This is a genomic window from Brevibacterium sp. JSBI002, assembly GCF_026013965.1.
GTDB lineage: Bacteria > Actinomycetota > Actinomycetes > Actinomycetales > Brevibacteriaceae > Brevibacterium.
The window spans coordinates 2,659,336-2,674,064 of record NZ_CP110341.1 but is presented as its reverse complement, the minus strand read 5'-3'; the positions used below and the strand labels follow the sequence as shown (position 1 = coordinate 2,674,064).

General features: G+C 62.9%; 14 protein-coding genes. 4 read left to right on the top strand and 10 right to left on the bottom strand.

Annotation, left to right across the window (positions count from 1 at the left end; translation table 11 throughout):
• Nucleotides 1–48: 48 nt before the first annotated feature.
• Genes LJ362_RS12175 through LJ362_RS12150 form a run of 6 tightly spaced genes read right to left on the bottom strand, consistent with a single transcriptional unit; the run spans nt 49 to nt 5,287 of the window.
• Complete coding sequence (locus LJ362_RS12175; protein ID WP_264799299.1) at nt 49–831, bottom strand: hypothetical protein; 783 nt, start codon at nt 829–831, stop codon at nt 49–51.
• Nucleotides 828–1,994, bottom strand: coding sequence for a vWA domain-containing protein (locus LJ362_RS12170; protein WP_264799298.1), 1,167 nt, complete (start codon nt 1,992–1,994; stop codon nt 828–830). The genes LJ362_RS12175 and LJ362_RS12170 overlap by 4 nt, the downstream gene beginning before the upstream one ends.
• Nucleotides 1,991–2,965: a vWA domain-containing protein gene (locus LJ362_RS12165; RefSeq protein ID WP_264799297.1), complete on the bottom strand. Its 975-nt coding sequence runs from the start codon at nt 2,963–2,965 to the stop codon at nt 1,991–1,993. The genes LJ362_RS12170 and LJ362_RS12165 overlap by 4 nt, the downstream gene beginning before the upstream one ends.
• Nucleotides 2,956–3,408 carry a hypothetical protein gene (locus tag LJ362_RS12160; protein ID WP_264799296.1) on the bottom strand — a complete coding sequence of 151 codons (453 nt, stop codon included), beginning with the start codon at nt 3,406–3,408 and terminating at the stop codon, nt 2,956–2,958. The genes LJ362_RS12165 and LJ362_RS12160 overlap by 10 nt, the downstream gene beginning before the upstream one ends.
• Nucleotides 3,395–4,279 carry a DUF58 domain-containing protein gene (locus LJ362_RS12155; RefSeq protein ID WP_264799294.1) on the bottom strand — a complete coding sequence of 295 codons (885 nt, stop codon included), beginning with the start codon at nt 4,277–4,279 and terminating at the stop codon, nt 3,395–3,397. The genes LJ362_RS12160 and LJ362_RS12155 overlap by 14 nt, the downstream gene beginning before the upstream one ends.
• Before the next feature lie 12 nt (nt 4,280–4,291).
• Entirely contained in the window at nt 4,292–5,287 is a 996-nt protein-coding gene (locus LJ362_RS12150; RefSeq protein ID WP_264799292.1) for an AAA family ATPase, read from the bottom strand.
• 707 nt (nt 5,288–5,994) lie between these two features.
• On the opposite strand from LJ362_RS12150, the gene nrdH reads away from it, so the two are divergent.
• The 4 genes from nrdH (at nt 5,995) to nrdF (ending at nt 9,905) form a co-directional block, all read left to right on the top strand.
• Nucleotides 5,995–6,240 (top strand): glutaredoxin-like protein NrdH, encoded by a 246-nt coding sequence (gene nrdH / locus LJ362_RS12145; RefSeq protein WP_025778731.1) that lies wholly within the window; start codon nt 5,995–5,997, stop codon nt 6,238–6,240.
• Between the two features lie 2 nt (nt 6,241–6,242).
• Nucleotides 6,243–6,656, top strand: a complete 414-nt coding sequence (nrdI, locus tag LJ362_RS12140; protein WP_101546862.1) for a class Ib ribonucleoside-diphosphate reductase assembly flavoprotein NrdI — start codon at nt 6,243–6,245, stop codon at nt 6,654–6,656.
• A gap of 5 nt (nt 6,657–6,661) precedes the next feature.
• Nucleotides 6,662–8,788: a class 1b ribonucleoside-diphosphate reductase subunit alpha gene (nrdE, locus tag LJ362_RS12135; RefSeq protein ID WP_264801841.1), complete on the top strand. Its 2,127-nt coding sequence runs from the start codon at nt 6,662–6,664 to the stop codon at nt 8,786–8,788.
• 145 nt (nt 8,789–8,933) lie between these two features.
• Nucleotides 8,934–9,905, top strand: a complete 972-nt coding sequence (nrdF, locus tag LJ362_RS12130) for a class 1b ribonucleoside-diphosphate reductase subunit beta (protein WP_098731519.1) — start codon at nt 8,934–8,936, stop codon at nt 9,903–9,905.
• Between the two features lie 229 nt (nt 9,906–10,134).
• Here the strand turns inward: nrdF and LJ362_RS12125 are convergent, their stop codons facing one another.
• From LJ362_RS12125 to sdhA, 4 genes are all read right to left on the bottom strand, one after another.
• Entirely contained in the window at nt 10,135–10,305 is a 171-nt protein-coding gene (locus tag LJ362_RS12125) for a hypothetical protein (RefSeq protein WP_262775472.1), read from the bottom strand.
• A gap of 415 nt (nt 10,306–10,720) precedes the next feature.
• Nucleotides 10,721–11,947 (bottom strand): D-alanyl-D-alanine carboxypeptidase family protein, encoded by a 1,227-nt coding sequence (locus LJ362_RS12120; protein ID WP_264799290.1) that lies wholly within the window; start codon nt 11,945–11,947, stop codon nt 10,721–10,723.
• A 228-nt stretch (nt 11,948–12,175) separates the two neighbouring features.
• On the bottom strand, nt 12,176–12,964 hold the full coding sequence (locus tag LJ362_RS12115) for a succinate dehydrogenase iron-sulfur subunit (protein WP_264799289.1): 789 nt from the start codon (nt 12,962–12,964) through the stop codon (nt 12,176–12,178).
• Nucleotides 12,964–14,724, bottom strand: a complete 1,761-nt coding sequence (sdhA, locus tag LJ362_RS12110) for a succinate dehydrogenase flavoprotein subunit (protein ID WP_173151962.1) — start codon at nt 14,722–14,724, stop codon at nt 12,964–12,966. The genes LJ362_RS12115 and sdhA overlap by 1 nt, the downstream gene beginning before the upstream one ends.
• Between the last annotated feature and the right edge of the window lie 5 nt (nt 14,725–14,729).

The window sequence follows — 14,729 nt, the reverse complement described above, 5'->3', positions numbered from 1 at the left end:
TCAGCGCTGCCACCAGGCCCCGGAAGGGTCAGGCCTCGCCGACGAGGATCACCAGGGTTTCTCCGGGGTCGACCGCCCTCCGTCGCCGCCGGGACCCTGCTGTTGCTGCTGTCGTTCGGAGTCCTCACGGCGCTTCTCCAGCTCGTCACGCTTCTTCTCACGTTCGGACTTGCCTGAGGAATCGTCCGGCTTCTCCTCTTCCCCGGGGGCCTGGCCCTCATCTCCGGAGGATTTCTCGTCTCCGGAGTCCTTTTCCTTCGAGTCCTCGTCCTCGGACTCGCTGTCGTCGGTTCCCTCGTCCTTGGCTTTGTCACCCTGCTTCTTGTCCTCGACGCGTTCTTTCGCCTGGCTGCTCCTCTGCTTCTCTTCGCTCTTCTTCGGCTGGCATTCCTCGGGCGCATCTTCGAGGGTCTTCAGCGAACGGTCGTAGAGTTCCTGCGACTGGTCGGGGTCTTGGGAGGCGATCTGATCTGCCTGCTTCTCATAGACAAAGGACAGGTTGATCCGCACAGCACATTCGGCCGAGGTCGGAGCGATCTCCAGAGCAGCTTCGAGATCGGTCTGGGCAGCGTCGTAGTCGCCGACGGCCGCCTCGGCGGTGCCGCGGTTGAAGTAGCCGATATGGCGTTGGAACGGGCTGACCCGAAGGAACGCCGTCGCCGCCTTCTTGGCACCGGGGAAGTCATTCGAGGTGTATCTGACCTGCGAGGCTGTTCCGAAGTATGTGGCCATGGCGATATAGCCGAAGATCAGGGCGAATATCGTGCCGAGGATGAGGTTGATCTTCGTGATCCGACGCAGCCGTGACCACAGATTCTTCAGGCGGTTCATCGCGGACCTCCCAGGTGGGGCACGGGCTGGTAGGGGACCGATCCGCTGGGACCGGGTGGGCCTCCGGGACCAAACGGACCTCCGGGACCGGGTGGGCCGCCTCGGCGAGGGCGCTTGGGGGTGATCGCTTTGAGGCGAAGGTATTCGCGGACTCCGAAGACGAGCTCCACGGCGATCCACGCGAAGACGAGGATGAGCGGGACCCAATAGTATTCGTCGACGGTGACCCGGCCGTCCTTCTTCACCAGGGCCTGATCGTATTTCGGGGCGGTGTAGACGCTGGAGATCGCGCCGTTTCCGTCCCGGTGGTGGTAGTCGACGCCGAGGTCCGAGGCGATCTGGCGCAGGTTGCCCTCGTCGATCTTCGAGATCCCCGGATTGCCGTTGCGGTCCTGTATGTACTCGGGCGGCGCCTGATCGTCATCAGGGTCATCGGGGTCGCCGATGCCGGGCGCATTGCCGGGGTCACCGACACCGGACCCGTAGCCGAACGGCTGACTGTCGCGCATCTTCCCGCCTTGATCGGTGCCGTATCCGAAGACGGCGCCGCTGTCGATGCGGGAGGCGAAGGGCGACCACGACTCCGGGGACTCCGATACGGTCTGCTCACCGTCGCCGAAGTAGAACACGACGTTCTTGTTCTCCGGGCGGTCCTCATCGTTCGAGGTCATCCGCTTATCGAGCTCCTCACCGGCCTCGGTGATCGATGAGCCTCTGGAATTCATGGATGATTCGGGTGCGAGGACGTCGACGGCGGAGGCAAAGGCGGCGTGATCGGTCGTCAGCGGCATCACAGTGGCTGCGGTCGAAGCGAAGGTGATGATGCTCAGCCGGGTGCCGGGGAAGGCGTCGGCGAGTTCGAGCATGTCCTTCTTGACCCCCGCGAGGCGGGTGTCGTCCCCGTCGAAGTCCTCGGCGGCCATCGACGTCGTGACGTCGACGACGAAGTACACATCGGCTCGTGCCTCGTACTCCTCGGTCGAGGATTTGATGGGGATCCCGGGGCGTGCCAGTGCTATTGCGAGCACGGCGACGACACCCATGCGGGCGAACCATTTCCAGCGTGCTCCGTCGCCGCGGATGGCGGGGATGATGCACACGGTGAGCAGGGCGAGGACGATGAAGCCCCAGCCGAACCAGGTGAAGACGGGATCGAAGATCATGATTTCGTCCTCCACGCCAGCACGAACACTCCGACGAGGCCGAAGACGGCGAGTGCGAGCGGAACCACCGGCATATCGTGGACGATGGTGTACGAACGGCCGGGGGTGTTCGCCGCTTCCTGGCTCTGGATCTCCTCGACGATGCGGTCGATCGTCGAGGCCGAACCCATGTCGAACTGTTCGCCGCCGGTACGGTCGGACACGGACCGCAGCTCCTTCGTCTGAGTGGTCGTCAGCACCGAGGGAGGGGAGAGGCTGTAGACGCGGACTTTCGCGTCGACGGCGATATCGGCGGCTTCGTTGAGCTCGAAGAGCGGCTCACCGGCGAGCATATTGTCCGTGGCGAAGATGATCGACCGGGACCGGTCCTCGTCCTGTCGGTCGAAGTTGTCGACGCAGCTGACGAGGCCGTCGCCGATGAGTGAGGAGCCGCCGATATTCGGCGGAGAGGTCGACCACGAGTAGTCGGTGCCCTCTGCACCCCAGGTGCGGAACCCCTCCTCGGCCTCGGCGAGGTAGTTCTGGACCATGTCGTAGTCGTCTGTGAGCGGGAATGCGGAGACCGCGGTGGCATTGAAGACGGTCAGGCCGATGCGTTCGCCGTCGAAGCGGTCGACGAGCTCCTGGTAGGACTCGAGCAGGTCGGCGTCGTAGCCGAGCATCGACCCGGACACATCGAGGCAGAGCATGACATCGCGCATCTTCCGCTCCGGGTTGACCGTCTCCACCCAAGCCGGACGCGCGACTCCCGCCAGTGCTGACAGCCCGGTGAGGACGATGACGCCGAGGAGGGCGACCGTGGTCACCAGCCGTCTGCGCATGGCCCTGCGGAAACTCGGCAGGCTCGTCATCCGTCCACTGTGGGCCACGGCCAACGAGGACTCCGTCGTCTTCGGCCGGCGGAACCAGAAGACTGCGGCTGCGGCGAGTGCCAGCAGGATGAGCGCCAGCCACCAGAACATCAGGACCATCGCGCCACCAACTTCCGGGCCTCGGCGATCTGCGGCTGCAGACCGGCCGGTTCGGCTTCGGCGAACTCCGCCTCGTAGAGGCCGAGCAGGCACTGCGCGAGGTCGTCGAGACCGGCGACTGCCGCATCGCGGTAGGTCAGGTGCTCGGCTTTGATGCCCCACGCGTCATGGGCGAATTCGCGCACGATCGTCGCCAGCTGCTGTGCCGATTCGCGCACGTCCGCCGATTCTGCGGTCAGTCCCGTCTCCACGGCGCTGATGCGGGAGAGATAGGTGCTGCGCACGGGAATCGGGATGCGCGGTCCGTCCGCCGCGGTGACTCCGGCGGCGGCGCGGAAGAGCGGAGCGAAGAGGTTTCCGCACGCCAGCAGCAGGACGAAGCAGGCTGCCACGTACCACGCCGGTGAGACCTCCAGGGGCCCGATGAGTTCAGCGGGGCCCACGGCGGTGCCTCAGCAGAAGTGTGTGCAGTCGGCCGAGGGCCGACTTCGGATGGTCGATTTCGATGTGGGCGATGCCCAACTTGGCGAGAAGGTCGATGCGCTGCTGACCGCGGGCCGCCTCGGCGAGGGCGAACTCCTGTCGGACCTCGGGTTTCGTCATCACCGAGGTAGGCAGTCCATGGTCGGGTCGGGCGACGTCGAACGGCGCCGAGGCGGGCGGCAGTCCTGCGAGGTCCGCGTCGGTGATCGTGATCCACAGGACCTCATGTTGGGCGCGCAGCCGACGGATCGTCGCTTCGGCCTCCGGTCCCAGCGGAGCTTGATCGGAGATGACGACCAACAGCATCCGATGGTTGATATGGCTGGTGATCCACTGCAGCTGGGTGTTGATCGACCCGGGGGAGTCGCTGCCGGTCTCGGCGAGGATCTGCTGCAGGAGGTGCTCGAGGTGGGCCTCGCTGCCTTTCCGCGGGGAAGCGGTGGTGTGACCGGCGTTTCCGTGGATGAGCATGACGTCGTCGGCGTGGCGGACGGCGAGGTAGCCGACCATCCCGGCCATGAGGATGGCCAGGTGGCGTTTGTCGGCTCCGGCGGAGGTCACGGCGTCGAAGTTCCGGGAGGTGTCGACGACGAGGCCGAGGATGTGCCGACGGTGAGCGACATAGCGTTTGACCAGGGGTTCTGTGTGCCTGGCGGTGGCTTTCCAATCGATGTCGCGGATTTCGTCGCCGGGGATGTAGTCGCGCAGATCGTCGAAGTCGAGGCTGTGGCCGTGGAAGACCGAGGAGTAGTCGCCGTCGAGGAGGCGCCGGGTCCGCCGATGGGCGTGGATGGTCATCCGCGCCTTGATTCGGTTGAGCAGGACAGTCATCGCGGCAGCCGATCAGGGAGTGGGCACTGCCATGAGGAGGGCATCGACGATCTGGGCACTCGTGATGTTCTCGGCGGCGGCTTCGAAGTTGAGCTGGATGCGGTGGGCCAGCACTCGGTGGGCGAGGTCCTTGATGTCTTCGGGGATGACGTAGTTGCGGCCGCGGATCATCGCCAGCGCCCGGCCGGCGTTCGTGAACGCGATGGAGGCACGTGGGCTGGCTCCGTATTCGATGAACGGGGCGAATCGGCCGAGGTACTTCGTCGTATTGCGGGTGGCGTGGACGAGTTCGACGAGGTAGCGGGTGATGGCCGGGTCGATGTAGACGGTGCGGGCGTAGCTCTGCATGGTCACGACATCGTCGAGCGAGCAGGCCGGATCGGGCACCGAGTCCTTGTCGAAGACCCCGGAGTCGAGGCGGGAGAGGATCTCGACCTCTTCGCCGGGATTCGGGTGGGTGAGCAGATCCTTGATCATGAATCGGTCGAGCTGAGCTTCGGGCAGCTGATACGTGCCCTCCTGCTCGATAGGGTTCTGCGTGGCCATGACGAGGAAGGGGCGGGGGAGGTCGAAGCGTTTGCCGCCGATCGTCGTCTGCTTCTCCTGCATGGCCTCGAGCATCGCCGACTGGGTCTTCGCTGACGACCGGTTGATCTCATCGAGGAGGACGATGTTCGCATGCACCGGACCGAGCACGGTGCTGAACGACCCCTCGTGCGCGTTGTAGATCTGCGAGCCGATGATGTCGGCCGGCAGCAGATCCGGGGTGCACTGGATGCGGGAGAACTTCCCGGCCACGGCATTGGCCAGAGCCGCGGCCGCCGTGGTCTTCGCCAGTCCCGGCACGCTCTCCAGCAGCAGGTGGCCACTGGAGAGAAGTCCGATGAGCAGGGATTCGCGCAGCCGTTGCTGCCCGACCACGAAATGGTCGAGGTAGGACTCCAGAGCTTTGAGGATCGTCTGTGCGTGAGCGATCTCCTGCGTGTTCGCCGGTGCCGTTGCCGTCATGGTCCCTCAGTCTCTCGGTGTCACTGGTGTCTCGATCTCGATGCCGCGTGTCTTTCGGTGTCACTGTGGTCGTTCTGCCGCGCCGTCTGATGCGTTTCTGTGGTCTCCAGCATATTGGCTGGCACTGACACGCAACAGCCGAGAACGTTGCAGTGCTGACACACGGAGCAGTGCCAAGTCCGACGTGCCTCCGTCCGCCACCTGCATTCACAGCACGGCCATCTCATGTCAGGACCGGGCTGTAGCGTCGATGGAACCGACGGACGGATGTGAGGAGGTGCTGTGATGATCGCCTCTGCCTCGACGTGACCGGTGCTGCACGAGGGAGTTCGGAATCGTCGGTCGTGGGCTCCGCGACATGCCCACAGGCAAAAATTTTTCCTGTGGACAGCGGTGGAAAACGGAGGTGGAGAACGGGTCGAAAATCGGCCCCGAAGCCGCCGATCCCAGCGTCCGCGCAGGTGATCGAACTACACGAGTGTCGTTCACAGCCTGTGGACGATTGTGGACGGTGATGACACAGGGTGTGGAACCTGCAAACGACACTGGTGTAACACTGGATATAGGGGTAAGGTCTAACCCGAACACAACATCTAGTGGTCACCCCTGAGCCTGCGCCTCGTGATATTCATCATGATCGAGCAGTTGACGGGACACGGTCACAGCCATCAGAATGCCGAACTGCACAGCAGAATGAAGGAGTCGTCATGATCACCGTGTACACCAAGCCAGCTTGCGTCCAGTGCAACGCCACCTACCGTGCTCTCGACGCCAAGGGCCTGAAGTACAAGTCGGTGGATCTCAGCGTCGACGAGAACGCCCTCGACGTCGTCAAGGCCATGGGCTACATGCAGGCTCCCGTCGTCGTCACCGACAACGATCACTGGTCGGGCTTCCGTCCGGACAAGATCGCCACCCTGACCGGCGAACAGTCTGCGTCCGTCGTGGCCTGACAATGCTGCTGGTCTACTTCTCCGCCAACTCCGAGTACACGCACCGCTTCGTCGCGAAGCTGCGTCACCCGGCAGTGCGGTTGCCGACGTTGACCAAGGAGCCGACGCTGCGAGTGGATGAGCCATTCGTTCTCGTCACCCCCACCTATGGGGCCGGTCGCAATCGTGGGGCTGTTCCGAAACAAGTCATCAAGTTCCTCAATGTCGAAGAGAACCGGCGCCATCTGGTCGGTGTCATCGGCGCCGGAAACACGAACTTCGGCATGGACTACTGCCGCGCGGCCTTCAAGGTCGCGGCAAAGTGTCAAGTACCCCTCATGTATCGAGTCGAACTCCTGGGCACTCAGGAAGATGTCGACGCTGTCAACCTAGGATTGGACAAACTGTGCGCGAGCTCGCTGAAGACCGCAATGTAGAGGACATCATCCGCGAAGAGACGGATCTGGATTACCACGCGCTCAACGCGATGCTGAACCTGTACGACGAGGACGGCAGGATCCAGTTCGAGCGTGACAAACAGGCTGCCCGGCAGTACTTCCTGCAGCACGTCAACAACAACACCGTCTTCTTCCACAACCTCAAGGAGAAGCTCGACTACCTCGTCGAGAAGGACTACTACGAGCCCGAGGTTCTGGAGCAGTACTCGTTCGATTTCATCGAGCAGCTCTCGACGCGCGCCTACGATCAGAAGTTCCGCTTCCAGACCTTCCTCGGCGCGTTCAAGTTCTACACCTCCTACACGCTGAAGACCTTCGACGGAAAGCGCTATCTCGAACGCTTCGAGGACCGCGTCGTCATGGTCGCTCTCTTCCTGGCTCGCGGAGACGAGACACTGGCCACCCAGCTCGTCGACGAGATCATCGCCGGCCGCTTCCAGCCGGCCACCCCGACGTTCCTCAACGCAGGCAAGAAGCAGCGCGGTGAGCTCGTCTCCTGCTTCCTGCTGCGCATCGAAGACAATATGGAGTCGATCGGCCGGTCTATCAACTCCGCTCTGCAGCTGTCCAAGCGCGGCGGCGGCGTGGCCTTCGCTCTGACGAACATCCGTGAGTCCGGTGCACCGATCAAGAAGATCGAGAACCAGTCTTCGGGTGTCATCCCTGTCATGAAGCTGCTCGAGGACTCGTTCTCCTACGCCAACCAGCTCGGAGCCCGCCAGGGTGCCGGTGCCGTGTACCTGCACGCCCACCACCCCGACATCTACAAGTTCCTCGACACCAAGCGCGAGAACGCCGACGAGAAGATCCGGATCAAGACCCTGTCTCTGGGCGTCGTGATCCCGGACATCACCTTCGAACTGGCCAAGCGCAACGAGGACATGTACCTCTTCAGCCCCTATGACGTCGAGCGCGTCTACGGTGTGCCCTTCTCCGACATCAACGTCACCGAGAAGTACACCGAGCTCGTCGACAACGCGGCGATCAAGAAGAAGAAGATCAACGCCCGCGAGTTCTTCCAGACTCTGGCCGAGATCCAGTTCGAGTCCGGCTACCCGTACGTGATGTTCGAGGACACCGTCAACAAGGCGAACCCGATCGACGGCAAGATCATCATGTCCAACCTGTGCTCGGAGATCCTCCAGGTCTCCGAACCCAGCAAGTACGACGACGATCTCGGCTATGACGTCGTCGGCAAGGACATCTCCTGCAACCTCGGTTCGCTCAACATCGCTCTGACAATGGACTCGAGCAACTTCGGGCAGACCATCGAGACCGCGATCCGCGGACTCACCGCGGTCGCCGAGACCTCGAACATCCAGTCCGTGCCTTCGATCGCCCGCGGCAACGACATGTCGCATGCCATCGGCCTGGGGCAGATGAACCTCCACGGCTACCTCGCTCGTGAGCACATCTACTACGGTTCCGACGAGGGCCTGGACTTCACGAACATGTACTTCTACACCGTCGCCTACCACTGTGTGCGGGCGTCGATGGAGATCGCCAAGGAGCGCGGTGAGACCTTCGCCGGCTTCGAGCGGTCGAAGTACGCCACCGGCGAATACTTCGACAAGTACACCGATGAGGTCTGGCAGCCGCGCACCGCTCGTGTGACCGAGCTGTTCTCCGAAGCAGGCGTGCACCTACCGACCCAGGATGACTGGCGCGAGCTGAAGGCTCAAGTGGCCGAGCACGGCATCTACAACCAGAACCTCCAGGCCGTGCCGCCGACCGGTTCGATCTCCTACATCAACAACTCGACCTCGTCGATCCACCCGGTGGCATCGAAGATCGAAATCCGCAAGGAGGGCAAGGTCGGCCGCGTGTACTACCCGGCTCCCTTCATGGACAACGACAATCTCGAGTACTACCAGGATGCCTACGAGATCGGCTACGAGAAGATCATCGACACGTATGCCGAGGCCACGAAGCACGTGGACCAGGGGCTGTCGCTGACGCTGTTCTTCATGGACACCGCCACTACTCGTGACATCAACAAGGCGCAGATCTACGCCTGGCGCAAGGGCATCAAGACCATCTACTACATCCGGCTTCGGCAGCTTGCTCTGCAGGGCACGGAGGTCGAAGGCTGCGTCTCCTGCATGCTCTGATGATGGAATCGGCGGACCGATGTGAATCGGTCCGCCGGCTTCATGCGGGCCACATATCACCGGCCGGGCCCGCGCACATGACTTTCGTCTGCCGCGCAGACAGCACGTACTTACGACGAACAGCACTTTGGGAAGAGAGAAAGCGTTGGAGAATCTGACTCTGGCATCGCATGTCGATGCCATCAACTGGAACCGCGTCGTCGATCCGATCGATGACGAGGTCTGGGACCGCCTGACCGGCAACTTCTGGCTGCCGGAGAAGGTCCCGCTGAGCAACGACATCCAGTCCTGGGCGACTTTGACCGACGATGAGAAGACGCTGACGATGCGCGTCTTCACCGGTCTGACCCTGCTCGACACGATCCAGGGCACCGTCGGTGCGATCTCGCTCATCCCGGATGCGGTCACCCCGCACGAAGAGGCGGTGCTGACGAATATCGCGTTCATGGAGAGCGTGCACGCGAAGTCGTACTCTTCGATCTTCTCGACCCTGTGCTCGACGAAGGAGATCGACGAGGCCTTCCGCTGGTCGCGTGAGAACAAGTACCTGCAGTCCAAGGCGGATATCATCCTCAGCTACTACCGGGGTGACGATCCGCTCAAACGCAAGGTCGCCTCGACGCTGCTCGAGTCCTTCCTCTTCTACTCCGGCTTCTACCTGCCCATGTACTGGTCGGCACACGCCAAACTGACGAACACAGCTGACCTCATCCGTCTGATCATCCGCGATGAGGCCGTGCACGGCTACTACATCGGCTACAAGTATCAGAAGGGTCTGGAGTCGCAGTCCGAGGAGCGCAAGCAGGAGCTCAAGGACTACACGATGAACCTCATGTTCGAGCTCTACGAGAACGAGGTCGCCTACACCCACGACCTCTACGATTCGGTGGGACTGTCAGAGGACTGCAAGATGTTCCTCCACTACAACGCCAACAAGGCGCTGATGAACCTCGGTTACGAAGCGATGTTCCCCAAAGAGGTCACGCAGGTCAACCCGGCCATCCTCGCGGCTCTCTCGCCCGGCAGCGATGAGAACCACGATTTCTTCTCCGGTTCGGGATCGTCCTACGTCATCGGCAAGGCCGAGAACACCGAAGACGACGACTGGGACTTCTGAGTCCTCGCGCCACAGATGCGGATACGGCCCATCCGAGCACACTCGCTCGGATGGGCCGTTGGTCGTTGTCATAGGCGAGTGGTGCCGCGATCGATGCGACCGTGAATGAAAGACGCCCACCTGCTGCGTAAAACCCGGCAGCAAGTGGGCGTCTTCTCGATCAGTGCGGATCAGGCCGACACTATTGGGCCGTGCTGATCCCTGCAGGTCAGGGTGACCGAGGTTCGTATCAGGCGGCGGCCATCGGCGTGATCTCACGCAGCGAGGTGCCAGTGAACAGCACAATACGGCCGGTCGCATCTTCGATCGTGATCTCACCAGGGGCCTGACGGCTGATCCGGGGATCGATCATTCCTGCGTGTGCGAGTCCGCGCTGGACCCACTGTGGGAACTCAGACATGGTTCCCTCCTTTCTTCAGTTGTGAATAGCAGGCAACGACGCGCGCTATTCTTCAGGTTCTCAATACGGCGATTGGGTGATCGCCATGGGGATCTGCGATTCGAAGAGACACAGTGTCCGGAACATTCATCTGCAAAGTCGAACCTCGATCGGGGCCTACGACTTCAAAAGCTTGTCGTCAGGAGCAACGCAACGATCGGTTCGATGAATGCGGACAACTTCGAACGCAAGTTCCAAGCGTAACGCGTCTAAGTCGACGTTGTCCAATTGGGGGCAGATCCCTGGGCCCAGGTCGACCGACCTTACCGCCGGGAATCTCGCCGGGGCGGCACCGACCTTTACTGCTGATCCTCTCCCCGTGGTGGACCTGCAAATCGTTTTCGCCGGCCTCTGGCCGAGGAGGCTCTGAGTGTCCCTATCGTCGGCCCTGCATCCGTGCCCGGATTCGCAGCCACAGGATCACCGTGGCGATGAAGAGTACGGCCCCACCCGCCAAGAGGATGAGCGCCAGGGGATTGTCCAGTGCTGCACCGACGGTCTGGGACGCCATGGATGGCTCCGATTCATCGGACTTCTGGGACTCCGTCGTTCCGCTCGAATCCGATTCGGCGCCCCCGGCATCACTCGAGCTGCCAGTGGCGGTGGGGGCCGCCTCGGCGGTGGCCTGAATCCCGACGGGCACGGTCTGCAGCGATTTCGGGTCCTTCTGGGCGAAATCCCAATCGAGCAGGTCGACGGCTACTTGGCGAGAGTTGTTGTCGATGCCGAGCATGGTCGCGACCACACGGTGCCCGTCACGCTCGGCCACGGCCACGTACGAGCCCTTCGCAGCCCGAGTGAACCCGTTCTTCAGGCCCAGCCCGCCGTCGACCTGGCCGACGATCTTCGTATGGTTCTGGATCTCGTAGCCCTTGAACTTCTCTTTCGTCTGCGGGTTCTTTCCGCCCGGGAATTTGAACGTCTCCGTGCCGATGACCTTCATGAGGTAGTCGTCTTCGCACACCGCCCACGCGAGCTTCATGAGGTCCTCAGCGGTCGTGTACTGCCCCTTTGCATCGAGCCCCGACGTGTTCTTCGCCTGCGTATTCGACATGCCCAGCTCGGCGGCCTTCTCGTTCATCAGCTTCACGGCCTTGTCCTGCCCGCCGGCTGCACGACCCAGAGCATTCGCCGCATCATTGGCGCTCGACATCAGCATCGCGTGGAAGAGCAGATCGATGGAGTACTTGTTCGTCTGCATGAGACCGACCTTTGTCCCATCGACTTCCATGTCCTCGAACTCGGCGGTCACTTTCTTCTTCCTGTCGTCGAACTCGTCCACGAGCGCCAGAGCCGTGAGCAGCTTGATCGTCGACGCCGGAGCGTGCCGCTTCTCCACATTCTTCGCCACATGCAGCTCCCCGGAGTCGAGGTCGCCGACAAGCCAGGACGTGCCCGTCGGCTTCGGCGGCTTCGCCCCATCACTGAGGTCGCCGGGACTGACATACGCCGGTGCCGTCGATTGCGCCGGCTCGGGCACCGCCTGCGCGGGCGCGGGGGAGTGGATGAGCTGGGCCGCGAGCACGAGCAGTGCGGCGGCAAAGCCGATGACGCTCAGCGACAGGGTGCGCGGTGAGGAAGCAGTCGAGCGGTGGAAACGCATGCGCCCCAGTCTACTTTCGTCCCAAGCTGTGCGTCCTCAGGTTTCCCTCACCCGCACCGAGGCGGGACCACTTCCGTGAAAGCACGGTTGAAGTTGCATAGCACGTGTTCAAATCAGTGCTGTCTGCCTTCAATCGAGCTTTTGAGGAAGTTGTCCGCCCGGGACAGACGAAAGCGGCCCCGCACCGTGTGGTGCGGGGCCGCTGCAGTCCGGATCAGGCCGGCGCGATCAGAATGCGCGCTGCAGGATCGCCTGCTTCACCTCGGCGATGGCCTTGGTGATCTCGATGCCACGAGGGCAGGCCTCGGTGCAGTTGAAGGTGGTGCGGCAGCGCCACACGCCTTCTTTGTCGTTGAGGACCTCGAGACGCATGTCTCCGCCTTCGTCACGCGAATCGAAGATGAAACGGTGCGCGTTGACGATCGCGGCCGGACCGAAGTACTGGCCGTCGGTCCAGAACACGGGGCACGACGAGGTGCACGCAGCGCAGAGGATGCACTTCGTGGTGTCGTCGAAGGCTGCACGCTGTTCGGCCGACTGCAGACGCTCACGCGTGGGCTCGTGTCCCGAGGTGACGAGGAACGGCATGACCTCGCGGTACGACTGGAAGAAGGGCTCCATGTCGACGATCATGTCCTTCTCGAGCGGAAGGCCCTTGATCGCCTCGACGGTGATCGGCTTGGACGTGTCGAGGTCCTTGAGCAGCGTCTTGCAGGCCAGGCGGTTGCGGCCGTTGATGCGCATCGCATCGGAGCCGCAAACGCCGTGGGCGCAGGACCGGCGGAAGGACAGCGAGCCGTCGATCTCCCACTTGATCTTGTGGAGGGCATCCAGCACACGGTCAGTGCCGTACATCGTGACGTTGTATTCCTCCCAGTGCGCCTCGGAATCGACCTCGGGGTCGAAGCGGGCGATCCGGAAGGTGCAGTCGAAGGACGGGATGGTTCCGCCTTCGCCGGACACGTGTGTCGGCAGGTCGATCTTCGACGCTGGCTCTGGGGTGGTATCGGTGCTCATCAGTACTTACGCTCCATCGGCTGGTAACGGGTGACGATGACGGGCTTCGTCTCAAGACGCATGCCCTTGATGCCGTCGGTCTCCGCTTCGGGATCGAGGTAGGTCATCGTGTGGTGCATGAACTTCTCGTCGTCACGATCCGGGAAGTCCTCGCGGAAGTGTCCTCCACGCGATTCCTTGCGGTGGATGGCGGCGACAGAGATGACCTCGGCGAGCTCGAGCAGGAAGCCGAGCTCGACGGCCTCGAGCAGATCGAGGTTGTAGCGCTTGCCGCGGTCCTGGATGCCCACGTTGTTGTAGCGCTCGCGCAGCTTGGCGATCTCGTCGAGTGCCTCACGCAGAGTCTCGTCGGTGCGGAATACCTGCACGTTGGCGTCCATGATGTCCTGCAGGTCCTTGCGGATCGCCGCGATGCGCTCGGTGCCGTCCGAGGTGCGCATCTTCTCGAGCATCTCGACGACATCGTTCGCCGGGTTCTCGGGCAGTTCGACGGACTCGGCGGTCTTCGCGTATTCCGCGGCGGCGATGCCGGCGCGCTTGCCGAAGACGTTGATGTCGAGCAGCGAGTTCGTGCCCAGACGGTTCGAACCGTGCACCGACACGCAGGCGCATTCACCGGCGGCGTAGAGGCCGGGGATGACGGTGTCGTTGTCGGCGAGGACTTCGGCTTCGATGTTCGTCGGGATGCCGCCCATCGCGTAGTGCGCGGTCGGGAAGACCGGCACCGGCTCCGTGTAGGGCTCCACGCCGAGGTAGGTGCGGGCGAACTCGGTGATGTCCGGCAGCTTCTCGTCGATGTGCGAGGGCTCGAGGTGGGTGAGGTCAAGCAGGACGTAGTCCTTGTTCGGTCCGCAGCCACGGCCTTCGCGCACTTCGTTGGCCATCGAACGGGCCACGATATCACGCGGGGCGAGGTCCTTGATCGTCGGGGCGTAGCGCTCCATGAAGCGCTCACCCTCGGAGTTGCGGAGGATTCCGCCCTCACCGCGAGCCGCCTCGGACAGCAGGATGCCCAGGCCGGCGAGGCCTGTCGGGTGGAACTGGAAGAACTCCATGTCCTCCAGCGGGATTCCGCGGTTGTAGGTCACGGCCATGCCGTCACCGGTCAGGGTGTGTGCGTTCGAGGTGGTCTTGAAGACCTTGCCGACACCGCCGGTGGCGAAGACGACCGACTTGGCTTGGAAGACGTGGATCTCACCGGTGGCCAGTTCGTAGGACACGACGCCTGCGGGGCGCTTGACCCCGTCGACCTCGGTCATGAGGAGGTCGAGGACGTAGAACTCGTTGTAGAACTCCACGCCGTGCTTGACGCACTGTTGGTACAGGGTCTGGAGGATCATGTGGCCGGTGCGGTCGGCGGCGTAGCAGGAGCGGCGCACGGCGGACTTGCCGTGGTCGCGGGTGTGACCGCCGAAACGACGCTGGTCGATCTTGCCTTCGGGGGTGCGGTTGAACGGCAGCCCCATCTTCTCGAGATCGAGGACGGCGTCGATGGCTTCCTTGGCCATCACCTCGGCGGCGTCCTGGTCGACCAGGTAGTCACCGCCCTTGACGGTGTCGAAGGTGTGCCATTCCCAGTTGTCCTCTTCCACGTTCGCCAGTGCGGCGCACATTCCGCCCTGGGCGGCACCGGTGTGCGAACGGGTGGGGTAGAGCTTGGTGAGAACGGCGGTGCGGGCACGCTGGCCCGACTCGATCGCCGCACGCATGCCGGCGCCGCCGGCACCGACGATGACGACGTCGTAATGATGTACCTGCATGTTTC

What these genes read in the sequence shown, in the direction of transcription:
- LJ362_RS12175 (WP_264799299.1), bottom strand. Translation starts at nt 831, where the DNA reads ATGAACCGCCTGAAGAATCTGTGGTCACGGCTGCGTCGGATCACGAAG.
- LJ362_RS12165 (WP_264799297.1), bottom strand. Translation starts at nt 2,965, where the DNA reads ATGGTCCTGATGTTCTGGTGGCTGGCGCTCATCCTGCTGGCACTCGCC.
- nrdI (WP_101546862.1), top strand. Translation starts at nt 6,243, where the DNA reads ATGCTGCTGGTCTACTTCTCCGCCAACTCCGAGTACACGCACCGCTTC.
- sdhA (WP_173151962.1), bottom strand. Translation starts at nt 14,724, where the DNA reads ATGCAGGTACATCATTACGACGTCGTCATCGTCGGTGCCGGCGGCGCC.
- LJ362_RS12125 (WP_262775472.1), bottom strand. Translation starts at nt 10,305, where the DNA reads ATGTCTGAGTTCCCACAGTGGGTCCAGCGCGGACTCGCACACGCAGGA.
- LJ362_RS12120 (WP_264799290.1), bottom strand. Translation starts at nt 11,947, where the DNA reads ATGCGTTTCCACCGCTCGACTGCTTCCTCACCGCGCACCCTGTCGCTG.
- nrdH (WP_025778731.1), top strand. Translation starts at nt 5,995, where the DNA reads ATGATCACCGTGTACACCAAGCCAGCTTGCGTCCAGTGCAACGCCACC.
- LJ362_RS12150 (WP_264799292.1), bottom strand. Translation starts at nt 5,287, where the DNA reads ATGACGGCAACGGCACCGGCGAACACGCAGGAGATCGCTCACGCACAG.
- LJ362_RS12170 (WP_264799298.1), bottom strand. Translation starts at nt 1,994, where the DNA reads ATGATCTTCGATCCCGTCTTCACCTGGTTCGGCTGGGGCTTCATCGTC.
- LJ362_RS12155 (WP_264799294.1), bottom strand. Translation starts at nt 4,279, where the DNA reads ATGACTGTCCTGCTCAACCGAATCAAGGCGCGGATGACCATCCACGCC.
- LJ362_RS12115 (WP_264799289.1), bottom strand. Translation starts at nt 12,964, where the DNA reads ATGAGCACCGATACCACCCCAGAGCCAGCGTCGAAGATCGACCTGCCG.